Below are 25,724 nucleotides of genomic sequence, written 5' to 3'. Positions count from 1 at the left end.
TGTCTCATCGTTGCATAGAGTTTTTCGTCTCAGGACAATATGAGTAAATGTATCATACTCATACAATGGACGCTTTGACGCTATAATTCAAGGGTAATAATGCAACTCCTATGCAATAACAAGCATTCAAAGAAATTATACTAGCCTAGTAATTAACGCCAATAGCGTAACTTTGCTAAGGTAAATAGCAAAGCGACAAACATACCAAGGTAATACATTAGTTTAAGCTCTAACGCTGGATCACGGTATTTGAAAGGTAAAGCAATGGTGGCAGTAGCAGTAGGTATAATGATGAGCATCAATAGCCAGCTCTCAAAAACATGTAACCAGCCTTGCAACCCTGTACCATGACTTAACGACGCCAATCCTAATAATAGACAAGCAATGATAAGACTGGTAAACAAAACGTTGGGCAGATCTTTTGGGTAAATAATATTCGCAATACGGGTGGGCATAATTTGCATATAAAATTCCAGTCAAGACTAGGGTATATCCTCAATCTGAACGAGTGAACCTCTGATAAGCTAAAAATGAGGACCCGCCCTAAGATCATGACTTAACAATGATAAAAACCTATAAATGGTATGAAATCTAACTATAAGTACCCATCAACCATAACATTGCAATACAGGAAGTCAGATAACCTAGACTTATCGCATTCCAGCCTGCAATGTCAGTACCATTAACCTTGTTAAATACACGCGCGCCAAGCCAAAAAAGTAACGGAATACCAACTACAAAAGCAGGGACTATCACCGCAGCATGGCGTAACACGTCTCCGACATCATCCCCCACCATTAAGCGAAAACCATATCCAGCAAGGCTTAGTATCAACGAAAATACTGCTAGGCCAATGGTGATTCCTTTGGGTACTAAACTGCGTTTTTGTTGCTTGTCAGGCGAATTCTTATCGCTTGTTACTGGTGAAGTTGGCTTATCCATAATATACCCTTATGTGAGGTAAAAATATTCTTACCAGTATCTTTATGACGGCTAGTTTGCGCTATTTACTAAAGACAACTCTTGACGCATGGCCGTGATAGCAGCTTGATAATCATCTTGATTAAAGATAGCAGAACCTGCCACAAACATATCCGCACCAGCTTCAGCGATAGCACGAATATTGCTCGCTTTAATACCACCATCGACCTCTAATCTAATATCACGGCCGCTCGCATCAATACGCTGACGGACTTCGCGCACCTTATCTAGTGTGCTTTCAATAAACGACTGCCCACCAAATCCAGGATTGACGCTCATCAGTAAAATTTGGTCGACTTTATCCATCACATAATCTAAATAATGCAGTGGCGTAGCCGGGTTTAGTACCAAACCACATTTCGCGCCGCCATCTTTGATTAGTTGCAAGGAGCGATCAATATGCCCACTAGCTTCTGGATGAAAAGTAATAACGCTAGCGCCCGCCTCCAAGAACTGCTCAATCATACCATCGACTGGGCTAACCATCAGATGTACATCAATGGGTGCATCAATACCATAATCACGCAACGCCTTACAAATCATACTACCAAAGGTCAGGTTCGGTACGTAATGGTTATCCATTACATCAAAATGTATGACGTCGGCTCCCGCTTTTAAGACAGTATCCACTTCTTCGCCCAAACGCGCAAAGTCAGCAGATAGTATTGAAGGGGCGATTAGATATTGTTTAGACGGGCTAATCATAATTGAGCTACCTAGTTAATGTTTTGATGAATTGATAAGTTTGGTAAATTGATAAAAACGAGAAGGCTTACCTCAACATTATTAATGCTAGATAAACCGATAAACTTTCTATTCTAAAAAATAATGTCTTGAAAGCTTATGCTTTGAAAACTATACCTCTAAAACTGATGACTTTAAAATTGCTGTCTTAAAACTACTATCGTGGCTTGTATTGGGTTTTACAATAGGCACGGCCTACTTCAAAAGATCGTTTTGCTTCATGCTTAGTGGCGCGACCGGTTACACGTTGACGCCATAAACGAAAAGATGAGGGTTTTAGCTGTTGACGCATCAACTTGATAACATTAGCTTCACTAAGTCCATAAGTGTGCTCTATAGCGCCAAAAGGCGTTCTATCTTCCCATGCCATCTCTATCACACGTGATATTTGCGCGGCATCCAGTATTTTATCAACCGCTAGAGTATCTGATCTTGACTGCAACTGATCTGAGCTCACAATATCTAATCTAAGCGTGTCTTTGGCCTTATTATTGGTTGCTTGTTTTTTTCGTAAAGCTGTATCTATGTCAGCCTGCATAGTAGCAAGTGATGATTGAACATGCTGCTGATTATTTAAGCGCTCACCTATGGATGACGCTTGATGATATACCATAAACTCTTACCTTTTATGCATGAAGCATTTATTTAACCAAGCTCTATTTTACATCAATAATGGAGCTTGGTTGAACTATCCGCTAAGCCATCTATCTACAGTACAGTCACAAAAACTGCTTTATAAATAATAGTTTAGAGTAAATTTAGAGATAAAGGTAAGTAAGTAACTAACTCAGCTGCGCCATGCGCCAATGATGTTCAATATGATCATTGATTACGGTTTGGATAAAGTAATAGCTGTGATCGTGACCTGCTTGATAGCGTAGTGTTAACGGCTGTTTGGCCTCTTCACAAGCTTCTTGTAGCTTAGGCGTTTGTAGCTGCCCTTCTGCTAAGAAGTTATCAGCAGCACCTTGGTCAACTAAGAGACTTGAATACTTACGACCGACGCTTTTGATCGTTTGCGTTGCATCAGCTTGCGTCCACTGCGCTTTGTCATCGCCAAAGTATTCTGTATAAGCGGCCTCCCCCCATGCTGACTCACTGGCCGCGCTTACTGGAGACAATGCCGACACACTGACAAACTTACTTGGAAATTTAAAACCGAGTAATAATGCGCCATGACCACCCATAGAATGGCCTGTGACACCGATACTGCTAATAGGAAACTCAGAACGAAGCAGATCATATAACTCATCAACGATATAACTTTGCATGTTAAAGTTTTTAGCCCATGGCGCACAAGTTGCATCGACATAATAGCTTGCGCCTTGACCAACAAAATAACGCTCATCGTTTGGCACGTCATCATCTTCGCTACTTCTAGGAGAAGTGTCTGGCGCGATAAATATCATGCCAAGCTCGCTACATCTTTGTTGAAAATGCGCTTTATGAGTGACGTTGTCAGCATTACAAGTCAAACCTGATAGATATAAGATGGCAGGACAATCCTTTCCTGCTAGCGCCTCATCTGGCAAATAGATACTAAACGTCATTGACGTTTTGGTCGCTGTCGATTGATGACTGTAATAATGCTGTTCGCCATCAAAGCAGCGATTCACGCTTTTTTGTGTGAGCTGAGTATTAGTAGATAAACTGTTGTTATAAGAATTGTTCATAATGACTATCCTTTTTTATTGAACTTAAAATAAATCATGCTTTATCGCGTCAACCAATAAGACAATGATAACATTTTCAGAAATGACGGACGTAGTGATAAGTAAAACGAAAGATACGTCATTGTGAGCAAAATCAAACGCGCGATCACATAAGATGATAATAGTGGCGAGCATAGTAGATCGCTACTATGACTTAAACAAAATGACGCTTATTCATTACTTTGCGCCGGACATAGCAGTGCTTTTATTACTATTGATAGCATCATCATTGATGGCATTATTATTAATAGTATCTTCAAGCATTGCGCCGCTGGCTTCCGTATTATTAGTAAGATGCTCTACCGAGGAGCGCGTTTTATCAAACAATACTTTTTCAAACGCTGGTAATGCTGTCTCCATCAAACTACCGACGACCATTTGCGGGTCTGATGACTCAAAGCCCATAAAGTTTTCGCGCTCGCTAACACGTAGACGCGCATCCTTAAAGGCTGCAGCAAAACTGGTGTTTTCACGTAAACTTTCTGCAAAAAATGCTTGACCAAAGTAGGTCATCTCAGCCGTATTGGTACAGCCAAACGACATCTTATCAGCAGCTGAGGCAGTAATTATCACGGTAGTTGGCGAAGCCAACTCATCAATAAACGAACCAGAGTAGCAAGCGGACACTACAATCACACGCCAGCGAATACCCGAAGCGTCAAGCGCCTCTCGTAGCCACGTAGCATCTAAATTATCCATCTCAAGTGGCGGGTTAGATAAATGAATAAAGTCTTGGTCACCATGTGAAGATAACGCCATGAATAGAACATCTTCGTCAGCATCCATTTGCTGACCGATTGTTTTTAATCCCTGTAAAATACTAGTCTTAGTCGCGACTGGCTCGTCCAGCCAGCTATAAGTATTGTTGATGAGCGCCAATGATTGACCACTAGTGCCAAAGCGCACATCAAACAATTCTCGCACCTTATTTATTTCAGAACGAAAAACGTTTTGCTCAGAGAACCCTGCCACTCCCATAAAGTACCAGTCATTCTTGCCAGCTACATTTGGATCAATACTTGTTAATGCTTGTTGTAATAGACGTGGCTGCTCATACAGTGCTGCCTCCTCTAACACAGGCTGTATGGGTATCTGCTTAAAAATAGGTTGATCTGCGACATTACGCTGCCAAATGGTTAGTAATGCTACCGCTCCCAATAAAATAGTAATGCGCTCCCACCAGGGGGTACGCTGTCTTCGGGCAAATATCCATAACAATGCTAATGTTTGCCACAAGAACAACACTAAAAACAATATCGGTAGAAAAGAATAGCTCCAATCCGGTAACCACCCATGACTACCCAAAACCTGTACGATGCTCTGCAGCAGCGCAGATAATGTGTCAGCTACCAACCATAGCACCACTGGTACAAACACCAAGGTATGATTACCAGAACGCCGCGCCAGAACGATACCGACCAAAGAGATAATAGCAGGCCAAATTAGATAACTGACCAATCCTTGCTCATTAAAGACACTACCAGCTTCAGCAGCCAACCAAGAAAATAAAACGTTGCTGCCTAACGCTAATAAGGCAAATAGCACAAATTGTATAAATGTTGGCTTTACCCAAGAAAACGCACGCGTTGACCCTACCAACATCCAAAGAGCAGCAATAATATTGGCAGCGAAGTTGAGTGAAAAGCGCTGAAGGGAAACGGTTTTTAGCGACGAGAGTGGCAAAGACTTAGACCTCTATCTAGTCGAGACAAATGGTTACCATCATATTGATAACATAACCTCATAGTTTATCTTGCTAATCTATCGCGATTGTAACGGATTGTCAGCTAAGACGATAAGCATGATTTGTAAAATACCCTATAAAATACTGAATTAAAAATCAAACAAAAAAAGGCCTTGAAACCAAGACCTTTTTTAATTCAATTAATAGATATTATTTCATCAATAGCTCATTGACGCGTTTAAGATAAGCCGCTGGATCTTCAAGCTGACCGCCATCTGCTAATAACGCTTGATCAAAGATCACTTGCGCAAGGTCATCAAATTGCTCGCTGCTCTCAAGCTTTTTGATTAGCGGGTGCTCAGGGTTCACCTCAAGCGTGGGCTTGCTCTCTGGTACTTCCTGCCCCATTTGCTGCAGCATTTGAATCATTTGTGGCGACAACTCACCCTCACCTACGACCAAACAAGCTGGACTATCGACCAGACGCGTCGATACTTTGACATCCTTAGCTCGATCACCAAGCGTCGTTTTTAACTTATCGACAACTGGCTTCATGGTTTCTTGTGCCTTCTCAGCCTCTGCTTTTTCTTCATCGTCCTGCAAGTCGCCTAAATCTACCGCACCTTTTGCAATGTTCTGCAATGGTGTTTCATCAAACTGCGTCAAGAAGTTCATCGCCCATTCATCAACGCGGCTGGTCATCAAAATAACTTCGATGCCTTTTTTCTTAAATAGCTCAAGTTGTGGGCTATTTTTTGCAGCAGACAAATTGTCGGCTGTTAGATAGTAGATGGCTTTTTGTCCATCTTTCATACGCGCTTTGTAGTCCTCAAAGCTGGTCGCAACCTTATCGTCAGTGCTGGTTGCATAACGCAGCAATTTAGCAATACGCTCTTGGTTACCCATGTCTTCGCCAAGACCTTCTTTGATCACATCGCCAAACTCACTATAGAACTGGGCGAACTTTTCTTGCTTGTCATTATCTTCGCTATTGGCAAGGCTTGCGAGCATGGTGAGGATTCGGCGCGCGTTACCATCACGGATAGATTTTACATCACGCGACTCTTGTAGCAGCTCACGGCTGACGTTCAATGGTAGGTCTGCTGAGTCGATAACCCCTTTCACAAAACGCAAGTACATCGGTAGCAACTGCTCAGCATCATCCATAATAAAGACGCGTTTGACATACAGCTTAAGACCATGCTGCTGCTCACGCGTATACAAATTCATCGGCGCTTTTTTGGGAATATAAAGCAGTTGCGTGTACTGTACACGGCCTTCAACGCGGTTATGCGTCCAAGTTAGTGGCTCATCCATGTCATAGGTGATGTTCTTATAGAAATCGACGTACTCATCATCTTCAATCTCAGATGCTGAGCGCGTCCATAGTGCACTAGCCTTGTTGATGGTTTCCCACTCATCAGTAAGTACCATTTCACCGCCAGCAGGTGCGCTGTTTTCTTCTGAATCGTCACTGTCATCAGCGACATCTTCTTGCCAAACTTCTTTACGCATCTGAATGGGCAAGCTGATATGATCTGAGTATTTATTGACCAAACGCTTGATTTTACCGCGATCAAGGTAATTGTCTTCGCCTGCGCTATATTCTTCTTTTAAGTGCAAAGTGATGGCAGTGCCACGCTGTGCTTTGTTGATTGTCTCAACGGTAAAGCTACCAGTACCGTCTGATATCCAGCGCACACCTTTATCCGCAGGCTCACCTGCTTTACGTGATTCAACGCTAATCTTATCTGCCACGATAAAGCCTGAGTAAAAACCAACACCGAACTGTCCGATCAATTGACCATCTTGCTTTTGCGACTCAGACAGCTTATCTAAAAATGCTTTGGTACCCGACTTGGCAATCGTTCCTAAGTTTTCGATGGCATCGGTTTCATTCATACCAATACCGTTATCAGTAAAGGTAATGGTTTTAGCATCGGTGTCGACTGCGATACGGATTTTTAATTCCCCATCGTCTTCATAAAGGCTGTCATCATTGGTTGCTTCAAAACGCAACTTATCACAAGCATCAGAGGCGTTTGAGACCAGTTCACGCACAAAGATGTCGGCATTAGAATACAGCGAATGGGTCACCAAATGTAGTAACTGCGCCACTTCTGCTTCAAAAGTATGTTTTTTTAATTCAGGGGTACTTTCAGTAGCGGTACTGCTATTAGCATTAAGATTATCCGTATTTTTATTATCCGCTTGGGCCTGCTCACTCATAAAAACTCCTATTATTTATACCAAAAATGCTGTAGCCAGCATAGATTAATCACAAGAACATCAAGTACCAGCAGATGAGCGCAACTTATGCACAAAACTGCGCGGTAAATACTGCTAGGCTGATTAATCAAATAGGGGCATGGGCAAAAATTTCAAGTTCAAATAACCTAAAAACAATTATTAGTCGTAAAAAAACCGCCCTAGTTTTCTAAGGCGGTACTTTTAGATAAATTCATACAATTTGCAGTCTATAGACAACTAGGCAGATGACGTGCAGGATCTGTATCCCGCGCTGCCATCGCATCTTCGACGGTCATGCCCAGCGCCTTGGCCACGCCTTCGCCATAAGCAGGATCACACCAGTTACAGTTGCGAATGTGCCGATACTTAATAAAGTCTAGAGCATCACCCATTGCTCTTGCAGTATTGTCGAACAACATCTGTTTTTTCTCATCATTCATGAGGTTAAACAATGCGCGTGGTTGACTAAAGTAGTCGCTGTCGTCTTCACGAAAATCGTAATGCTTGGCATAACCATCAATCTTGAGTGGTGGTTCAGCATAGTCAGGCTGATCTTGCCACTGTCTAAAGCTGTTAGGCTCGTAGTGCGGTAGGCTACCATAGTTGTCATTGGCACGGCCTTGGCCATCTCGCTGGTTACTTGTCACAGGACAACGTGGTTTGTTCACTGGAATTTGCTTGTGATTGACGCCCAAACGATAGCGCTGAGCATCGGCGTAGCTAAATAAGCGAGCTTGTAGCATGCGATCTGGTGAAGCGCTGATACCTGGTACAAGATTATTAGGTGCAAAAGCCGCTTGCTCTACATCTGCAAAATAGTTGGCAGAGTTTTTATTTAATTCAAACTCACCCACTTCTATTAGTGGATAATCGCCTTTTGGCCATACTTTAGTCAAATCAAAAGGATGGTAAGGCGCTTGATCCGCCTCTACCTCTGGCATGATTTGCACATACATTTTCCATCTTGGAAAGTCGCCGTTATCGATAGCATTGAGCAAATCTTCTTGATGGCTTTCGCGGTTGCTTGCGATGATATCAGCGGCCTCAGCATCGGTTAAGTTCTTGATACCTTGCTGAGTGACAAAGTGAAACTTCACCCAAAAGCGCTCATTATCACGATTGATAAAGCTATAAGTGTGCGAGCCAAAGCCGTGCATATGCCTATACGAAGCTGGCAAGCCGCGATCACTCATCGTAATAGTCACTTGGTGCAAAGACTCGGGCAATAGTGTCCAAAAATCCCAATTATTGGTCGCAGAACGCATATTGGTACGTGGGTCGCGCTTTACCGCTTTGTTTAAATCTGCAAACTTGCGCGGGTCACGGACAAAGAATACTGGGGTATTGTTACCTACCATATCCCAAACACCCTCTTCGGTATAAAACTTTAGCGCAAAGCCACGAATATCACGCTCAGCATCGGCTGCCCCGCGCTCACCTGCAACGGTACTAAAACGCGCAAACATCTCAGTCTGCTTGCCAACTTCGCTAAAAACTTTGGCCCGAGTATATTTAGTAATATCGTTGGTAACAGTGAAAGTACCGAACGCACCAGAGCCTTTAGCGTGCATACGACGTTCTGGAATCACCTCACGATTGAGATCAGCCAGCTTTTCATTAAGCCATAAATCTTGTGCCAGTAATGGACCACGCTTACCTGCGGTCATACTATTTTGGTTATCTACCACTGGGGCACCATTGCTCATGGTGAGCTGGGTAGGATCATAAGGGCATCTTTTATCGCTCATTGTAGGGCTCCTTTAAGGAATAAATTAGAGACTGACATCCATCATTGCATCTTATATATGACTTATATATGACTTATTGTCTTACTAATTCCTATTAGAACCGATTTTCAACTATTAGTATAATAAATTAAACGCATGTTTCCGTTTTGATTTTTAGAACATAAATTGGCTCTTAACATAAAATGGGTCCTTCATGGTACTCAATTTGAGTCAAGTCGACCAACTACATGTCAGTTATAATTAGTGCGGCATTGGGCGAATCGTCAAAATCTGCTCACTGCGACCAAAAGGCCCATGTACATCATGCAATACTGCACTGGTCAGTCCTATCCCATCATCGCCGTACTGTTGCACCGCTTCGATACCAAGCCAGCGACCTTTCGGTGCGCGATGCATATGAATTTGCAAATCAGTATTTGGGAACATCCATTGAGCAGCTGACAGTTCTATGCCAAGTCGAGGTACGACGCCATTAGCCGTGTCAACCATACCCAAAAGATGGACCAAGTCATCAGTGGGTTCACCTGCTACCATTTCGATATCATTGGTTATCCAGACCATACCCTTGCCTGGCCGACGCTCTGGAGCAGCGACCAACCGCACGCTTTCAATAAAACCGCCCGGCCAACCTTTCATATCTCCCCAAACAGGCAGCTCGTCTGGCTGATGCAAGGCCTTCTGATCTTCTAGTCCTGCGACAGCACTGGTATCTTGAGTCATCAAACGCCAAGCGCGCGCAATAATACAATTACGACCACGACTACTCATGACTGCTTCTATTAATTCAATAGTCTTGCCTGGACGAATACAACGGGTAGTAACAGTAAACTCATCAAGTGGAATCAGTCCCAAGATATCAAGACTAATACGAGCAACTCGCATATTGGCTTGCGGTACAAACTTTTCCAATTCGACAGTCAATAACCCAGTCGCTGGCGCCATATGCTGCTCATGCTCGTTCCAAGCGCCTTGTGCATGCTTGGTTGGTTGATAGTGTGCCACGCAACTACCATCGGCTTGTTGCTCGCGGTTTATAAATTTATAGTAAGCTGACATAACCATCCTTAGTTTTTGAATGTAGTATTTTTAGATATAGTGTTTTTAGATGTCGTAAGGTTGTATAACCTATAGAATACTCGAGCGTTGGTCTACCTTTACGCCCTATTTAGTAAACTCTTGTTTTTTCATCTTAAGAATCTTGCGGCTCTTTATCATCAAGAACAATAAGAAAATGACAGTGGCGATTAGAAGTCCGTAAAAAAGATTGTATTCTTTTATAAAGTGCACTGTGTTTAGACCAAGCAACATGACCAGCAGCCCAATGACAAACATATTAACTGTTAATTGTCTGTTAATCTCATCAAGTGTCGCCTCTGACAATACAAATCTTTTTTTCTGTTTTTTCATGTTATTTTGCCTATTTACCTACTTGGGTAACTGGGATACGTAACGCTTTTGGCAAACTAAACGTCACGTTTTCTTCGATACCTGACAACTCACTGGGCAAATCACCACCCCAGTCTTGAAGCTGTTGTAGCACTTCTTGAATTAACACTTCAGGTGCAGACGCGCCAGCAGTCACCCCAACACTTTCAATCCCCTCAAACCATTGACGATTCATCTCACTGGCATTATCGATCAAATAAGCGCGGCAGCTCATACGTTCTGCCAATTCACGCAGACGATTAGAGTTCGATGAGTTTGGTGAGCCTACCACCAAGACGACTTCGCAGCGTCCAGCCAAATCTTTGACCGCGTCTTGTCGGTTTTGAGTGGCATAGCAGATATCATCTTTGCGTGGCCCTTGAATACTAGGAAATTTGTCGCGTAATGCATCGATGACACGCGCGGTATCATCCATTGACAGCGTGGTTTGGGTAACAAACGCTAAACGTTCGGCATCTTGTACCGTCAATTCTTTGACATCGCCCTCGTTTTCGACCAGATGTATTTGCCCGCCATGACGACGGTTAAAGCGTCCCATTGTACCTTCAACTTCAGGATGACCGGCATGGCCGATCAGCACTGCATCCATACCATCCTGCGCAAATCTTGCAACCTCGATATGTACCTTAGTGACTAGTGGACAAGTGGCATCAAATACAGTCAGGTCACGGCGTGTTGCCTCATCTTCAACGGCTTTTGAGACGCCATGCGCTGAGAAAATAACGATTGAGCCATCTGGCACTTCATTGAGCTCCTCAACGAATACAGCACCGCGATTGGCTAAGTCTGAAACCACAAACTTGTTATGTACAACTTCGTGACGTACATAAATAGGGGGCTCAAAACGCGTTAATGCTTCGTTAACAATCGCAATTGCGCGGTCCACACCAGCACAAAATCCGCGTGGATTAGCAAGATAAATTTGCATAAGACGGCCTATCATTAGATAATTTAGATTCTAAACTTGAATTCAAAAAATTAGAGTGGAACAATACGCTACTTTAGCATAATTTGCTTTTATTGCCTTCTAAAATACCATAGTCGCAATCGTCATAACTTTGACAGGATTACTCATCAATACGACGATATCAAAAGCAATTTATAATTATTAAAGTAGACGTAATTGTTATTAGTCGTACTTGCTATCGTTTTACATGATGGCATTTTCTTTTTTTACCAGTCTTTATCTGCTTACTTATTTGATTACTCATTTATTACTAGGACACACTGTATGACAGGTTCATTGTTTATTATTACTGCAGCCTCTGGTACTGGCAAGACCTCACTGGTCAAACAGTTACTTGCTACCACCAACGATCTGACTGTCAGTGTCTCTCATACTACCCGTCAGCCGCGACCTGGGGAAATTGACGGTCATCATTATCACTTTACTAGTGTCGATGTTTTTACTAAAGCTATCGCTGAAGGTCAGTTTTTAGAGCATGCAGAAGTCTTTGGCAACTACTACGGCACCTCAGAGCAAAGTGTACGTACGCAACTAGAAGCAGGCGTTGATGTTATTTTGGAGATTGATTGGCAAGGGGCGCTGCAAGTCAAAAAGATATTTGCTGAAGCAATCATGGTGTTTATCTTACCGCCAAGTGTGGCGACATTGCGTCAACGTCTATCGACACGTGCGACAGACAGCACCGACGTCATCGAACAGCGCTTAGCAGGTTCAGTGAACGAGATGTCGCAATATGTACATGCCGACTATGTGGTGATTAACGACAATTTTGAGGTGGCGTTAACAGAGCTAAAATCTATCATCGTAGCAGATAGACAAACGCTAAGACGTCAACAGCAACGCTATAGTCGCGTCATTACAAACCTATTGTCAGACCCAGCTGACCAATCATAAGTCGATTGATTAGTGCTGTGGTACTTAGAATATAAGGTATAAAAAGCAACTGCGCGTTTGAGTAAATAAATGCTATAATAGCCAATTATTGACCCTTATGTTTTTGATACTATTTTTATTAAGTGGCGAGCTATATTCGTTACTGATAAAAACAACCGAGGTAGCTATTTATGGCACGAGTAACGATTGAAGATTGCTTAGAGAATGTTGATAATCGCTTTGAATTGGTATTGGTTGCCAGCAAACGTGCTCGTCAGCTTGCAAAAGGCATTGCCGAGCCGTTAGTAGAAGTCGACAACGATAAGCCGACTGTATTGGCATTGCGTGAAATTGCCGCTGGTAAGATTACTCGCGATATCCTAAATCAGCCAGAGCACAACTTTGCCACAAGCTCACTAGATTTAGCCTTGTCAGGCGATCATAGCTTCTAGCGTGATATAGTCTTGTTTTTGTTTGAGCGGTCGCCATATATTCTATATGACAGCTTAGATAAAAACACTACAACATAGATTGCAGTAATAAAAACCACAGTGTCATGCTGTGGTTTTTGCCGTTTATATCTGCTGTATTTTTCTAAACGATTGTTAATCATTTATGTTCACGGACAGCTTATATCAATGATTGTAGTTTTAAGATATTTAAAGTGTCTATGCGCTTAGTAGTTGACATTTAACGCAATTTACGATTAATTAGAGGGTGGCGTCGCAGTAATAAAAATAGAAAGACTTTGTAGCTGAGCTATCTTTACAAGCATAATTTTCATGGCGACAACCGTACAACTCATATCCATATAGAATTAGCATTAGCATTAGCATTAAGCCATCAGATGTATAAAAACTGGTTGAGTAATAATTCCCAGTCATGTCACGAACAATAGGATCGCCACTCTATGAGCCAAACCTTACCCAAACTCAGTCACCATCTGGTTGATGAAGCTCAGTATAACTTACTGCGTTCGGTTGGGTATTTATGTGCAGCCGAGCGTCGCGACATTATAGATGCTTGTGCCTTTGGTGATGTTGCGCACATAAAAGACCGGCGCAAATCAGGTGAGCCTTATATTACTCATCCTATAGCGGTCGCTGAAATATTGGCCGGCTTTCGGCTAGATCGAGATACGATCATCGCAGCAATCTTGCATGATACGGTCGAAGATACAGAGGTTAGTGATGAGCAGATTGAACAGCGCTATGGCAAAATTGTCGCAAGACTGGTCGATGGCGTCACCAAGCTCAAATCCTCTACTCACAACAAGCAGCAAAACAAAGCCGCTACTTTTCACAAAATCCTCACTGCAACTTTAAATGATCCACGCGTGCTAATCATTAAGCTTGCCGATCGTCTGCACAATATGTCAACGCTTGATGCGGTTCGTCCTGAAAAGCAGCGCGCTACCGCCCAAGAGACCTTGGATTTTTATGTGCCATTTGCACGCTTGATGGGTCTCAACGATATTGCTGATTACATTGAAGTCTTGTGTTATCGCAATCTTAACTCTGATATGTACAACAAGTTATCTGACAAACTGTTGCAGCATGGTCTTGGACGTAATTTTCAAAGAGAAGCTATTCATCGTTATCTGACCATAGTTCTTAATAACTTGGGGCTTGGTGGTCATGTAAAGGTGTTAGATAATCGCGTGGCTATATATCGACAGTTCTTCCGTAATCGCGGTGAAATCAATGCCCTACTTCGCCATTATGCATTTGAGATTGTGCTGGATAATATTGAAGCTTGTGACAAGCTGGCATATTATTTGATTAAAAAGTATCAAATCGATGACTCACATATTGAAGACAATATTCGCAGACCTCTGCCCGGCGGCAATCAGTCGCTCACCCTGATTTATGAACGTGATAACGATTTTGTGAAAGTCACTATCTTGACCAAACAGATGCAAAATGCAGCCAGGCTTGGGGTTATCGGTGCAGAACATGCGTCTGACGTGAGTCAATCCGTCATTCAAGCTTCATTACGCAATATGAAAGACTTGGTTGATGAGGATACTTTAGATGAGAACAGCCCTGACTTCACCGCGGCCGTCTCTACCATTAACGAGCTGATGGACTATCTGCATTCTAGCAAAATCATCTGTTATAGTCCGCAGGGACGTGCTTATGAGTTACCACAGGGGGCAACAGCGCTAGACTTCGCTTACGCTGTCGGGCCTATGGTCGGTAACGTAGCGGTTGGGGCCAATATTGAGGGTAAAAAAGCCAAGCTGGGTACGGTAGTCAAAAACGGCCAATTGGTCGAAATCGAAGTCAATAGTCACTCAGAGCCAAAAGCTGAATGGCTTGGGTTTGTCGTGACCAACAAAGCCCGTGAAGAGATTTTACGGTGGTTTAAAGACTTATCAGCGGCTGATAAACAGCATCATGGGCAGCAAGCTTTGGATCGCGCATTAAAGACCTACCAAAAGAACCTCGACGACTTGACGGATAATGATTGGCAAAATCTTATCGAATGGCGCGGCTTACCAGAGAAAAGCGCGCTTTTTGAACAAATAAGCTCTGGCACCTTGCTACCACAGCTTGTAGTGTCACGTTTGTTCAGTGATGAAGTCAGCAATTTACAGGCTCAACGACCCCACAATGGTATGGTACAACCGCAGCAACTGATTGCAAATGCCACCGGTGTTGAGATTGATTTTGCCAATTGTTGTCATCCTATCTATGGTGACCCTATCGTTGGACATCTCTCACGTCATGGCTTGGTTGTTCATCGTCATAAGTGCTTCTCGCTTGATGATATCCGTAAAGACAATCCTTATCAGGTCATACAGTTACGCTGGCGTAGTGATAAAGCGATCAAACAAAGTGAAGAAGATGAGCAAAATGGAAAGATTCGTTTTCCAGCTTACCTAAAACTGTCGATTGCCCTTAGCGATGAACAAATCAGTGAAGTTATCTACCACTTGCGTCAGCTTAATATCGGCGTCGAAACTGTCGATGTACGTAGCAGCGACACCATCGTTCACGTCATTGTCCGTAGCCGTGATCATTTGGCGCAAGGTATTCGTGAACTGCGCTCTTTACTCGGCTTTCCTAATATCGTACGCCTATATCAGCTATAAGCGTACAAGCGCGCGTTACTCTTTGTATGAATTTAAAAAAATCCAAAATAGTGCTAGACTCTCCTGCTAACTTTTAGCAAAAACTCTTGCAAACTAAACCAGTAAAAATAAGACAAGGATACAACATGAGCCGTCAAACCATCCAAACTGATAAAGCGCCAGCAGCTGTTGGTACCTATTCACAAGCCGTAAAAGTTGGTAATACCGTATATATCTCAGGCCAGCTTGGTTTTGACCCTGAAACGATGGAATTACGTGACGGATTTGAAGCGCAAGCCAAGCAAGTATTTGCTAACCTAAAGGCCGTTTGTGAAGCTGCTGGTGGTAGCTTAAGCGATGTGGTGAAGTTTAACGTATCCTTGACTGACTTAAGTGACTTTGCTGTTTTAAATGAGGTCTTTGTCGAAAACTTAAGCGAGCCGTACCCAGCTCGTGCTGCCGTACAGGTTGCTGCGCTACCAAAGGGTGGCGTCGTTGAGATTGAAGCCATTTTATATATTGAATAAACTGCTATATTGTTTTACTTGACTCTCAAATGATTCAATCAAAAAATATACTTTTTAAAAGATAACTATAGAGTAAGCCCAAATATGTTTATTTGGGCTTATTGCTATCTCTCTTTTTAATGCAATAATCTAAATAGCTAAAAGCTACATATCTAAAAATTTAATCTAAAAGCTATATATCAAAAAGCTAAGGGTGCATTTTATGTTGGTACAAGTTGCTCTACCCGTGCCCCTTTATCGGGTATTTGACTATAGCGTATCAACTGATAACAACATCTCATCAAACGTCTCTTTACCTCAGATTGGTAGCCGTGTCGAGGTATCATTCGGTCGTCAAACCCTAATCGGTATTGTAATTGCTCATATCGCTAGAGCCGATAGCAATGTACCTAGCGGTAAGCTTAAACCTATTAATAAATGCTTAGATGCTGAGCCTATTTTAAATGCCAGTATGTTAAAACTTGCCTATTGGCTTGCGCGTTATTACCACTATCCGCTCGGTGATGTTCTAGCCGTTATCTTGCCAAGCCTAGTGCGCAAAGGCAAGCCGTTGGACTTACTGATTACACATTGGCGAATTTTGCCGCATGTAAGCGACGATGACTTTCATGCCAATGCAAAAAAACAAAAGCAGCAGTTTGATATGCTCAAACTACATGGCGCGCGCGGTGCTAGTGAAGATGTACTGTTATTAGAAGGTATGGAGCGCGCCTTTTTAAAGACTTTAGAAGAAAAAGGTCTGATTGAGCGCTATATTGAGCCAAAACAAGTGCCGTCTCCTGTCACGTTAGCGAAAATGCCCCTTGATCTAAACGAAGAACAGCAGCAGGCGGTCAGCGCTATCATCGCTACTCATCAAGCTCAGCGCTACACAGGTTTTTTATTAAATGGCATTACTGGCAGTGGTAAGACCGAAGTTTACTTGCAAACGATGCAAGCGGTACTTGAAGCTGGCAAGCAAGTTTTGATTTTGGTGCCAGAAATTGGCTTAACACCGCAGACGCGCGCCCGTTTTGCCAGTCGGTTTGCCGCTCATATTGTGTTGTTGCATTCTGGTATGAACAATACTCACCGCTTGCAAGGCTGGCAAGACTGCCGCACAGGACACGCTCAAATCATCATCGGCACGCGATCAGCAGTGCTCTACCCTTTTGCTAACTTGGGGCTGATCGTCGTTGATGAGGCCCATGACGGCTCGTATAAACAACAAGATACACTGCGTTACCATGCTGCTGACGTCGCACTCTACCGCGGTGTACAATACAATATCCCAGTCATACTTGGTACCGCTACTCCTTCTCTTGAACATCTAAAACTGGTCGATGATGACAAACTGGTAGAGTACCAGTTACGGACACGGCCAGGTAATGCCAAACCTGCGCCCATGCAGCTTATTGATGCGCGCTTGCAAAGTACCCATCAGCAGACGACGGACGATGGCGCACGCTACGATACAGGACTGACAGACGCCATGATTGGGGCAATACGACAAACGCTAGAGGCTGGCGATCAAGTGTTGGTGTTCCTAAACCGGCGCGGCTATGCACCTGTCTTATTATGCGAAGCTTGCGGCTGGCAAGCAGATTGTCCGCGCTGCGATGCCCATCTGACCGTTCATTACAATAGTCAGTCTCAATATAGCTCATATCTAAAATGCCACCACTGTGACTGGCAAGCTTATATTCCAACCATTTGCCCTGATTGTGGCAGTCAAAACTTGGATGCCAAAGGTATAGGTACGACAAGGCTAAGCGAAAATTTGCACGCGATTTTTGCCAACCCGCAAACCAGCAAAGAGCTGTACCCTATTATTCAAATCGATCGTGATACTACACGGCGCAAAGACAGCTGGGAAAATATTTATCAGCGTATCAATCAAGGCAATCCTGCTATATTGGTTGGCACGCAAATGGTCGCCAAAGGTCATCATTTTCCAAACGTTACCTTGGTTTGCTTACCCAATGCCGATCGCGGCTTTTTGTCTGCGGACTTTCGCTCGCCTGAGCATACAGCGCAGTTAATGATTCAGGTAGCAGGACGGTCAGGACGTGGCAATAAAGCAGGACGCGTGCTGATTCAAACATTGCAACCAGACAACGATTTGCTATTAAAACTGGTAAAAGACGGTTATTTATCATTTGCGCGTGAACTGTTGCAAGAGCGCAAAATGATGGGATTGCCGCCTTATACCCATGCCGCGTTGATTCGCTGCGAAGGAAAAACTCTCGTCAGCACCAGGCAAGCACTCAAAGATGCCATATCTATTCTTCCAAATGCACACAACTTGGCAGTATTAGGCCCCATCGATGCACCTATGAGTAAAAAAAATAGTCGCTACCATGCGCAGCTGTTATTACTTGCCAAAGAGCGCCAGCAGCTCCACCATGTATTAAGTCACTGGTGGCAACCAGTACTGGCGCTACCCAGCGCTAAATACCTAAAACTGACTTTAGATATTGATCCCATTGGCTGGTAGGCTTACACCTCAAACTTATCACAGTTTACTCTTATTATTCTTAGGCTACTAAACGTATAGTCAATTCAAAATAACATGATTATAAATGGTTATAAATTGAAGAGTGCTACTGGAATGAATTTTGCGCAGCCTCTGTGATAACAGCACGCAAGGAAAATTTATACCAGTAGCACTATGTCATTTTTACAGTGAATCGACTATAGCTTACTGGCTTCATTTTTACCTCGTCGTTACAGCTTCTAATACCCGACTATGTTAGATTTATTATCAGTCATCAGAGTTATTTGTTATAAATTTTAATAAGTTTGAGTATCGTTATGAGTCAAGAAAATCCCAATCATAAGCAAAAAAAGCACTTGCCTCCAAGTGAGCATATTGATGTGTATAAAAAGGACGATAGTAACTATACTCCTAACAATCAAGACACCCATGATCATGATGAACATTTAGAGCAGACTACCGCACCGCGAGATACCAAAGGCTATCAGCGCACATTACTTATTAGCTTTATCATTATTACTGGTTACATGTTTATCGAAGCAATCGGTGGGTTGCTGACTGGAAGTTTGGCGCTATTGTCCGATGCAGGACACATGCTCAGCGATGCCATCGCCCTTGGTGCGACCTTGATGGCATTTAAAATCGGCGAAAAAACAGCCACGCATCAAAAGACCTTTGGGTATAAACGCTTTGAGATTATCGTAGCCACAGTTAATGGTGCGACGCTGGTGATTATCGCCTTGATGATTTTTTATGAAGCGATCAAACGCTTTAACTCGCCGCCAGAGATTGCCACCCAAGGTATGCTTATCGTCGCAACCATCGGTATGCTAGTCAATATCTTAGTCGCTTGGCTGATGCATCGTGGTAGTAGCAGTGGCGATGGGCACGCTCATGATCACAGCCATGGATCAAATAAAGATAAAGCAAATAAGGACATGGTAAAAGTCGAAAGCTCTGACACAAAAGAGCCTGTTAATCTCAATATGCAAAGTGCTTACTTGCATGTACTAAGTGATTTAATGGGATCCGTTGCTGCTATTGTTGCCGCGCTATTAATGATGGGATTTGGTTGGGTTTGGGCGGATGCAGCAGCGTCTGTCATTGTCGCCATACTTATCTTAGTAAGTGGCTACCGCGTCGTACGTGATTCGGTACATATCTTAATGGAAGGCACACCAAAAGGCATCTCACTTGTCGATGTTGAAGACAAACTGCTTGCCCATCCACAAGTAAAACAAGTCCATGACCTACATGTCTGGAGCATCACCAGCGGGCTAAATGCGCTATCTTGCCATGTAATGGTCGATGGAGATATGAGAATTTCGGATGCCAGCGTATTGATTGCCAATCTTGAACAAGGTTTGTTAGCGATTGGTATACATCATGCTACCATTCAGGTTGAAAGCTTATCGCACCCGCAGACCAAAACCCATAGCGATGCGCTGGTTTGTGATGTCTCAGAACGTCCTATAGATAGTAATAGTCATATTGGGCATAGTCATTAACAATAAGTCTTGAGCATTGCCGTGATTTATTTCATTCAATAATAAAGAACTTCTTCGTTTATTACTTATGTTCAGATTAATTCGGTAGTTTTTCTCAAAACCTTAGTTGTACAATTTAAAAAGATAAGCTTTAAAGGGGGTTATATGGTTATAATAACGATATAAATCCTCTATTTATCATACCGATTGACTTTGGTAAGCAGACTTATTAGTATTTTTTTAACCTACTTATTGACGATATAATCCTATGTCTAGACGCTCAGCGCCCTTTGTCGCCCCAGACTATATTGACAACCCTACGTCAAAAGATGGCAAAAAACACGCCAAGGTTTTGCTATCAACCCTGCAAGAAGACATTGCTAAGTTTCGTGACGAGCAGTTTCCGCCTGACATTTTACGTCAAATTCGCGACATGCCCATCTATGAAGGCAACTTAGCAGAAGTCCAAGCATACCAACAACGTTGGCAAACTTTGCTTGAGCGTGCGATGGCGTTTTATCCTGCAGCCAACCTACCACCCGACTATCTACCACTGCCAGCCAGCCTTGAGATTCCCCAGTTTATCTATCATGTTCAGCGCCTACATCTCACTAAAACTCATGCCAAGGAGTCTAAAAGTTTTGGTTCGGTCGGCGCACTGACTGATAAATGCGGCGATTATAGTGCTGAGGATATTGCGCGTATGGCAGCAGTATTTGATAACGACGATGAGGCACGTTTAGTCGCTCACCGTGAGTTTATTGATCTGCGTGCGTATGTATTTTGCCGTGACAGAAAAGGTGAGATGTTAGAGCCTGAGCGTGTACGCTTCTATCGTACGGGGCTTATCGTTCATGCTTTGCCTGAGTTTAAAGTAATTGATAGCAGACAGACACCACGTAAACGTCGTAACGATGCCTATAGTAACCCGATAGCAGAGAATGGCGTTTGGAAGATTTATCGTAAAAAATAACTGTATTGTTTTATTTACTATGTCGTTGATTATGTTTTTAAATTGATTGCTAAGGATTTTATATGTTCGCTGCCGCTGCCGGCTCTCCAAACTTGATGCTACAAGCCACCATATTTTTGGGTGCAGCGCTGCTTTTTGTCCCTCTCGGTAAACGCTTCGGTATAGCCACTGTCCTCGGTTACTTGATTACAGGACTAATATTAGGTCCAAGCGCGCTAGATGTGGCAGGTGATGCTGAAAGCTTACTACACTTTTCTGAGTTTGGCGTGGTCATGCTGTTGTTCATCATTGGTCTTGAGCTGCAACCATCGCGTCTGTGGGCATTACGACGTTCTATATTTGTCCTTGGCGGCTTGCAAGTTGGGCTTACTGGCACATTATTAATGGTCATCTTGTATCATTTTTTCTCTTTACGATTGGATACCGCTTTTATCGTCGGCTTTGGTCTAGCCCTGTCATCTACCGCCTTTGTATTACAGATACTAACCGAAAAGCAGCAACTCTCTAGTACCCATGGTCGCGAAGCATTTACCATCTTATTATTTCAAGATATTGCCGTCATTCCATTACTAGCAGTAATTCCATTTTTGTCAGGTGTGCGCGAACAAAGCTACGATTTGATTTATTTTGCCAAAGTTTTTGCCGTCTTTGGTGGTCTTATCCTCGCTAGCCGTTATGTTATTCGACCATTTTTTAAATTTGTCGCATCTAGTGGTGCGTCAGAGCTACTGACTGCTGTGGCCTTATTTATCGTTATGGGCGTGTCTATTTTGATGGGACAAATCGGCCTATCGATGGCATTGGGGGCGTTTTTGACTGGTGTACTCTTAGCAGATTCTGAATATCGTCATGAGCTAGAAGCCAGTATTGAGCCCTTTAAAGGTTTACTGCTCGGTCTATTTTTTATGTCAGTAGGCATGCTGACTGATATTAAGCTCATCATGGCACATCCTGTATTTATCATAAGTTGTGCCGTGGCGTTAATGTTCATCAAATTCGCTGTAATTACCACTATTGCAAAGGTACTAGGCAATCGCTGGCCGACCAGTATCCGTCTTGGCGTGACCTTAGCTCAAGGTGGTGAATTTGCATTTGTATTATTTAACGTCGCTGCAACCCAAAACGTATTAGCGCCCGAAATGGAGAACACGCTAAATTTAATCGTGACCATTTCTATGGCACTCACCCCGCTTGCCTTCTTATTATTAGACAAAGTCGGTGAGCCTTTATTTGCTAAAAGTAAGCCTAGTCGCGAGCACGACACCATTCCCGATCATGAGCATCCTGTCATTATTGCAGGTTTTGGACGCGTCGGGCAGATTATCGGCCGTGTGCTACGTATGCATAATATCGAATTTACGGCCATCGAACGCTCGGCAAACCGAGTGGATTTTGTACGTAAATTTGGTAACCAAGTCTATTATGGCGACCCAAAAAACCCTGAGATTTTGCGGGCGGCTGGTATCAGTAAAGCCCGTATTTTTATTATCGCTGTTGATGATTTAGAGCGCTCTATCACCACTGCTGAGTATCTGCGCAAAAACTATCCTGATTTGGTTGTATTGGCGCGCGCCCGTGACCGTCAGCATTATTACCGTTTACGTGAGGTTGGCGTCCGTCATATCTGGCGTGAGACCTACTTGTCCTCGTTAGATATGTCACGCGAGTCCCTACAGCTGCTTGGTATATCACCTGAAAAAGCCCGCGATACGATTCAGACTTTCCGCGACTATGACGATGATTTGATTGAACGTCAGCAAGCTATCTATGATGATGAAGCAAGGATGATTGAATCAGCACAATCTGCAATGGCAGAGCTTGAAAGCTTGTTTGACGAAGATATTGGTAAAGCGCGCAAGATGGACTTAGGGGATTTTTATGAAGTACTTAAGAAACAAGCAACTCCAGTTGACGATGCCTCAAACAATGTTGCTACTGACCCCAAAGCCTAGCGGTTGTTGCAAACTTATCTAGGGTCTGCATATTATCGTTATATTACGTTCAGCTTTATACAATCTTAGCTATCAATAGTCCTAATGTGTGCATGTTCATTTTTAATTAGTTATACAGCGCTTAGGAGCCTGTTTTTCGTTAAGTGAACTTATACAGCTCCAGCTATCAGTATCTGGATTGTGGTGAAATACTAGCGTTTGATCATTTAGATAGCGTATAGGAAACTTGACGTTTTGAACGGTCGCCACGACTGCGCAGTCAGTCGCAGCTACCCCTTCTACTTGCGTAGTAACATGCATACGTACTTGCTGAGCATCGGTACTAAGTGGCAAGTTGGTCGGGCACACTCCTGTTTGCTGATAAATTAGCGCGACTCGATTTTGTGCATTTTTGGTGATGTCATACGCATCAAACAACACCTCGTTTTCTTTTTGCTTGGCAATGATTGGTAAAAACTGCACATTGATCACCATGAGCGCAAAAGCAAAGAACCCAAAGCCCAGTCCTAAACCAAATAAGCTTACCCCGCCCTCACGGCGTAGATGTGCTTGCTGTGCAGCTTCATCGCGCGGATGGTCATTGATAGCATCAGCAATCTCACGTCGCGCCATCCGGTAATAATAAGCATCGGTCCAGCGCGCCACCATAAATGACCAAAACAGCCAAATTATCCCAGCAATGCCAATACGTGTTGCCATCTGATAGGCATCTGGAATATAAGGCATCGCTACAAACTCAAACGTGACTAGCGCGATGACGATATTAAGTTGGATAAATGACCAGCCAGCCACACTATATACAAGCGCATCCATGTAACGTTTGCGATACAAGAGCCAAGGTAGAGTGATAAAAAATGCCGCCCAATGCCACTTAGGTGATAGGTATCCTTGCTGATCAAACTGTGCAAAACGCTTAAGGTAATAACCTTGCGTACGATGACCAATAAACCATTGGTCAAGCTGTTTACGTTTGAGAGGGCTCAGCTGTTCTTGATAAAACGGTGGTGGCGAATCCGTCTCAATAAATAACATAGCAGTAGGCTCTATTGACTGTTAAGGGTTTACGATTACTTGGTGTTTAGGTCGCTAAATAGCAGTGTGACGATAAATGCCCTTTATTATATGACAATAGAAAAGCAGATACGATGTACTTTAGTATAGGTCAACAAAATGATGTGGCGTCTATTAAAGCCTGCATGAAATACTTCAAACCAGATGATAGACCATCGGAAAAGACATGTATAACGGTTTAATCATAAATAAGTTAGTTGAGCATTCAAATATTGCACGTTCACACACAAGAGTATTTAACTTATAATACGCTCATACTCGCTACCCAATCGAATTTTACTGCTCCTATGAATGAACATTCTCACAACGATAGTCTCATCAAGCATGATACCGATGTATCAGCTAATACCGACACACAGACCAACGAGTCTATGACATCTGATACTGAAGCGCCTGATAACAAACATAAACGTATCGTCAATACCTTTATGAAACGCCGCACTCATATGAATAAAAATGCTGAGCTGGCCCTAACTGATCCAGAATTTACTCAGTATTTGGTCAATAATAGTTTCGGTGACGGCAATCTTGAAGGCATAAACGATCTGCGTTCATTATTTAGCGATAAGCCCAATGGCAGTGATGCGCCCCTTACCCTAGAAATTGGTTTTGGGCTGGGTGATTCGTTCATTGAGATGGCAGCGGCCGATCCTACACGTAACTTTGTTGGCGTTGAGGTACATGAGCCTGGTATTGGTAAGTGCGCTTATATGGCCGGTACGCAGAATTTAACCAATGTTAAAATCATCAATGGTGATGCCATTCAGCTACTAAAGCAGCTGCCAGAAGATCACATTGATCGTATCCAGCTTTATTTCCCTGATCCATGGCAAAAAAAGCGCCATTATAAGCGCCGTTTTGTGAGTCCTGAACGCATGGCTATTGTCACTCGTAGTTTAACGCAAGGTGGCTGGTTTCATACCGCAACTGACTGGGAGCATTATGCGTTTTGGATGGTTGATGTCCTAGACAATTTCGCTGGGCTTAGAAATCAAGCTGGTAAAGGTAATTTTACGGCGCGTCCTAGCTTTCGTCCAATGACCAAGTTTGAACGTCGTGGCCTAGAGCGCGGTCACGGCGTATGGGACTTAATATATATTAAGGACTAGATTCTTATACTTTCTTTGATGGTTTATATACAGCGGCTAATTAACTTAGCCGCTTTTTTGTAATGATTCGATTGATTCTAATGCTAAGCTTTATTGTATATTTATTCGCGATAACATCGCATTATTCTCTACGTGACTCTTAAGCACATTCTCATGATAAAAATAATGATAAAAACCCTTGCTATTTCTAGCGATTATTTTTAATAAAAGTATTTTTTACTATTTTAATATTTTGACAAATAAAGACTGTATTTGTCAGAATATGTTATGTTCTTTAGCGACGTGAAACATAGACATAAAAACAGAAAAATTAAAGCAATTTTCAAATATATTGTTCTTGAAAAAAAGGACTAGGAGGGTTAGACAACTTTTAGTATTAGCGCAAACATTGATAGCATAAGGGTTTGCTGAGTTTTCCCCATTCCCTGTGGATAAGTATGTGGATAAGTCACTACTTGACACGTATTTGACTTGATAAACTAATGGTTTAGGTAAAATTGGTTAATTTTTATACAATTTAAATAGATATATAAATCAATAACTTACATCTCAATAAAAGTAAAATTGACTTTTTATGAATTAATTTAAAAAATTTTGAATACCAATCGATGTTTCACAAACTCGACTCTGAAGCCTATTGTTTCCTGT

General features: G+C 42.7%; 21 protein-coding genes. 9 read left to right on the top strand and 12 right to left on the bottom strand.

Features of this window, described 5'->3' with window-relative positions; translation table 11 throughout:
- Nucleotides 1-152 precede the first annotated feature (152 nt).
- From ACTXGH_RS00935 to ispH, 11 genes are all read right to left on the bottom strand, one after another.
- Nucleotides 153-464: a hypothetical protein gene (locus ACTXGH_RS00935; RefSeq protein WP_299217542.1), complete on the bottom strand. Its 312-nt coding sequence runs from the start codon at nucleotides 462-464 to the stop codon at nucleotides 153-155.
- Between the two features lie 127 nt (nucleotides 465-591).
- The gene (locus ACTXGH_RS00930; protein ID WP_439261846.1) at nucleotides 592-942 is read right to left on the bottom strand and encodes a hypothetical protein; all 351 of its coding nucleotides are present in this window, start codon (nucleotides 940-942) and stop codon (nucleotides 592-594) included.
- Nucleotides 943-993: 51 nt separating this feature from the next.
- The gene (gene rpe / locus ACTXGH_RS00925; RefSeq protein ID WP_439295726.1) at nucleotides 994-1,686 is read right to left on the bottom strand and encodes a ribulose-phosphate 3-epimerase; all 693 of its coding nucleotides are present in this window, start codon (nucleotides 1,684-1,686) and stop codon (nucleotides 994-996) included.
- A 196-nt stretch (nucleotides 1,687-1,882) separates the two neighbouring features.
- Nucleotides 1,883-2,131 carry a TIGR03643 family protein gene (locus tag ACTXGH_RS00920; protein WP_439262134.1) on the bottom strand — a complete coding sequence of 83 codons (249 nt, stop codon included), beginning with the start codon at nucleotides 2,129-2,131 and terminating at the stop codon, nucleotides 1,883-1,885.
- A gap of 376 nt (nucleotides 2,132-2,507) precedes the next feature.
- Nucleotides 2,508-3,398: an S-formylglutathione hydrolase gene (fghA, locus tag ACTXGH_RS00915; protein ID WP_439261850.1), complete on the bottom strand. Its 891-nt coding sequence runs from the start codon at nucleotides 3,396-3,398 to the stop codon at nucleotides 2,508-2,510.
- Between the two features lie 216 nt (nucleotides 3,399-3,614).
- The gene (locus ACTXGH_RS00910) at nucleotides 3,615-5,120 is read right to left on the bottom strand and encodes a C13 family peptidase (protein ID WP_439295727.1); all 1,506 of its coding nucleotides are present in this window, start codon (nucleotides 5,118-5,120) and stop codon (nucleotides 3,615-3,617) included.
- A 211-nt stretch (nucleotides 5,121-5,331) separates the two neighbouring features.
- Entirely contained in the window at nucleotides 5,332-7,350 is a 2,019-nt protein-coding gene (gene htpG / locus ACTXGH_RS00905) for a molecular chaperone HtpG (protein ID WP_439261854.1), read from the bottom strand.
- 248 nt (nucleotides 7,351-7,598) lie between these two features.
- A complete protein-coding gene (locus tag ACTXGH_RS00900) occupies nucleotides 7,599-9,119 on the bottom strand; it encodes a catalase (RefSeq protein ID WP_439261855.1) in 1,521 nt (506 codons plus the stop codon).
- A 240-nt stretch (nucleotides 9,120-9,359) separates the two neighbouring features.
- Nucleotides 9,360-10,175 (bottom strand): thioesterase family protein, encoded by an 816-nt coding sequence (locus ACTXGH_RS00895; protein ID WP_439261857.1) that lies wholly within the window; start codon nucleotides 10,173-10,175, stop codon nucleotides 9,360-9,362.
- Between the two features lie 105 nt (nucleotides 10,176-10,280).
- Nucleotides 10,281-10,526 (bottom strand): hypothetical protein, encoded by a 246-nt coding sequence (locus ACTXGH_RS00890; RefSeq protein WP_058369367.1) that lies wholly within the window; start codon nucleotides 10,524-10,526, stop codon nucleotides 10,281-10,283.
- A 10-nt stretch (nucleotides 10,527-10,536) separates the two neighbouring features.
- Nucleotides 10,537-11,493 carry a 4-hydroxy-3-methylbut-2-enyl diphosphate reductase gene (gene ispH / locus ACTXGH_RS00885; RefSeq protein WP_058369368.1) on the bottom strand — a complete coding sequence of 319 codons (957 nt, stop codon included), beginning with the start codon at nucleotides 11,491-11,493 and terminating at the stop codon, nucleotides 10,537-10,539.
- 303 nt (nucleotides 11,494-11,796) lie between these two features.
- On the opposite strand from ispH, the gene gmk reads away from it, so the two are divergent.
- The 8 genes from gmk to ACTXGH_RS00845 all read left to right on the top strand — a co-directional run bounded on the left by gmk (nucleotide 11,797) and on the right by ACTXGH_RS00845 (nucleotide 22,896).
- Nucleotides 11,797-12,426, top strand: a complete 630-nt coding sequence (gene gmk, locus ACTXGH_RS00880) for a guanylate kinase (protein WP_439295728.1) — start codon at nucleotides 11,797-11,799, stop codon at nucleotides 12,424-12,426.
- A 170-nt stretch (nucleotides 12,427-12,596) separates the two neighbouring features.
- Complete coding sequence (gene rpoZ / locus ACTXGH_RS00875; RefSeq protein WP_058369370.1) at nucleotides 12,597-12,857, top strand: DNA-directed RNA polymerase subunit omega; 261 nt, start codon at nucleotides 12,597-12,599, stop codon at nucleotides 12,855-12,857.
- 458 nt (nucleotides 12,858-13,315) lie between these two features.
- Entirely contained in the window at nucleotides 13,316-15,502 is a 2,187-nt protein-coding gene (locus tag ACTXGH_RS00870) for a RelA/SpoT family protein (protein WP_439295729.1), read from the top strand.
- 125 nt (nucleotides 15,503-15,627) lie between these two features.
- Nucleotides 15,628-16,008 (top strand): RidA family protein, encoded by a 381-nt coding sequence (locus tag ACTXGH_RS00865; protein ID WP_299217568.1) that lies wholly within the window; start codon nucleotides 15,628-15,630, stop codon nucleotides 16,006-16,008.
- A gap of 202 nt (nucleotides 16,009-16,210) precedes the next feature.
- Nucleotides 16,211-18,484, top strand: coding sequence for a primosomal protein N' (locus tag ACTXGH_RS00860; RefSeq protein WP_439295730.1), 2,274 nt, complete (start codon nucleotides 16,211-16,213; stop codon nucleotides 18,482-18,484).
- Nucleotides 18,485-18,801: 317 nt separating this feature from the next.
- On the top strand, nucleotides 18,802-19,992 hold the full coding sequence (locus ACTXGH_RS00855) for a cation diffusion facilitator family transporter (protein WP_439295731.1): 1,191 nt from the start codon (nucleotides 18,802-18,804) through the stop codon (nucleotides 19,990-19,992).
- 247 nt (nucleotides 19,993-20,239) lie between these two features.
- Nucleotides 20,240-20,944 (top strand): hypothetical protein, encoded by a 705-nt coding sequence (locus tag ACTXGH_RS00850; protein WP_439295732.1) that lies wholly within the window; start codon nucleotides 20,240-20,242, stop codon nucleotides 20,942-20,944.
- A 62-nt stretch (nucleotides 20,945-21,006) separates the two neighbouring features.
- Nucleotides 21,007-22,896: a monovalent cation:proton antiporter-2 (CPA2) family protein gene (locus tag ACTXGH_RS00845; RefSeq protein ID WP_439261870.1), complete on the top strand. Its 1,890-nt coding sequence runs from the start codon at nucleotides 21,007-21,009 to the stop codon at nucleotides 22,894-22,896.
- Nucleotides 22,897-22,998: 102 nt separating this feature from the next.
- Here the strand turns inward: ACTXGH_RS00845 and ACTXGH_RS00840 are convergent, their stop codons facing one another.
- The gene (locus ACTXGH_RS00840) at nucleotides 22,999-23,928 is read right to left on the bottom strand and encodes a DUF2628 domain-containing protein (RefSeq protein WP_439261872.1); all 930 of its coding nucleotides are present in this window, start codon (nucleotides 23,926-23,928) and stop codon (nucleotides 22,999-23,001) included.
- A 410-nt stretch (nucleotides 23,929-24,338) separates the two neighbouring features.
- On the opposite strand from ACTXGH_RS00840, the gene trmB reads away from it, so the two are divergent.
- Nucleotides 24,339-25,076 carry a tRNA (guanosine(46)-N7)-methyltransferase TrmB gene (gene trmB / locus ACTXGH_RS00835; protein ID WP_439262136.1) on the top strand — a complete coding sequence of 246 codons (738 nt, stop codon included), beginning with the start codon at nucleotides 24,339-24,341 and terminating at the stop codon, nucleotides 25,074-25,076.
- Nucleotides 25,077-25,724: the final 648 nt, after the last annotated feature.

Source organism: Psychrobacter sp. 1Y10, from assembly GCF_052259005.1.
GTDB lineage: Bacteria > Pseudomonadota > Gammaproteobacteria > Pseudomonadales > Moraxellaceae > Psychrobacter > Psychrobacter saeujeotis.
This window is presented reverse-complemented; position numbering and strand designations above follow the sequence as displayed.

Coding starts and splice junctions, on each gene's coding strand:
- ACTXGH_RS00935 (WP_299217542.1), bottom strand. CDS start 464: ATGCAAATTATGCCCACCCGTATTGCGAATATTATTTACCCAAAAGAT.
- ACTXGH_RS00930 (WP_439261846.1), bottom strand. CDS start 942: ATGGATAAGCCAACTTCACCAGTAACAAGCGATAAGAATTCGCCTGAC.
- rpe (WP_439295726.1), bottom strand. CDS start 1,686: ATGATTAGCCCGTCTAAACAATATCTAATCGCCCCTTCAATACTATCT.
- fghA (WP_439261850.1), bottom strand. CDS start 3,398: ATGAACAATTCTTATAACAACAGTTTATCTACTAATACTCAGCTCACA.
- htpG (WP_439261854.1), bottom strand. CDS start 7,350: ATGAGTGAGCAGGCCCAAGCGGATAATAAAAATACGGATAATCTTAAT.
- ACTXGH_RS00900 (WP_439261855.1), bottom strand. CDS start 9,119: ATGAGCGATAAAAGATGCCCTTATGATCCTACCCAGCTCACCATGAGC.
- ACTXGH_RS00895 (WP_439261857.1), bottom strand. CDS start 10,175: ATGTCAGCTTACTATAAATTTATAAACCGCGAGCAACAAGCCGATGGT.
- ACTXGH_RS00890 (WP_058369367.1), bottom strand. CDS start 10,526: ATGAAAAAACAGAAAAAAAGATTTGTATTGTCAGAGGCGACACTTGAT.
- ispH (WP_058369368.1), bottom strand. CDS start 11,493: ATGCAAATTTATCTTGCTAATCCACGCGGATTTTGTGCTGGTGTGGAC.
- gmk (WP_439295728.1), top strand. CDS start 11,797: ATGACAGGTTCATTGTTTATTATTACTGCAGCCTCTGGTACTGGCAAG.
- rpoZ (WP_058369370.1), top strand. CDS start 12,597: ATGGCACGAGTAACGATTGAAGATTGCTTAGAGAATGTTGATAATCGC.
- ACTXGH_RS00870 (WP_439295729.1), top strand. CDS start 13,316: ATGAGCCAAACCTTACCCAAACTCAGTCACCATCTGGTTGATGAAGCT.
- ACTXGH_RS00865 (WP_299217568.1), top strand. CDS start 15,628: ATGAGCCGTCAAACCATCCAAACTGATAAAGCGCCAGCAGCTGTTGGT.
- ACTXGH_RS00860 (WP_439295730.1), top strand. CDS start 16,211: ATGTTGGTACAAGTTGCTCTACCCGTGCCCCTTTATCGGGTATTTGAC.
- ACTXGH_RS00855 (WP_439295731.1), top strand. CDS start 18,802: ATGAGTCAAGAAAATCCCAATCATAAGCAAAAAAAGCACTTGCCTCCA.
- ACTXGH_RS00850 (WP_439295732.1), top strand. CDS start 20,240: ATGTCTAGACGCTCAGCGCCCTTTGTCGCCCCAGACTATATTGACAAC.
- ACTXGH_RS00845 (WP_439261870.1), top strand. CDS start 21,007: ATGTTCGCTGCCGCTGCCGGCTCTCCAAACTTGATGCTACAAGCCACC.
- ACTXGH_RS00840 (WP_439261872.1), bottom strand. CDS start 23,928: ATGTTATTTATTGAGACGGATTCGCCACCACCGTTTTATCAAGAACAG.
- trmB (WP_439262136.1), top strand. CDS start 24,339: ATGACATCTGATACTGAAGCGCCTGATAACAAACATAAACGTATCGTC.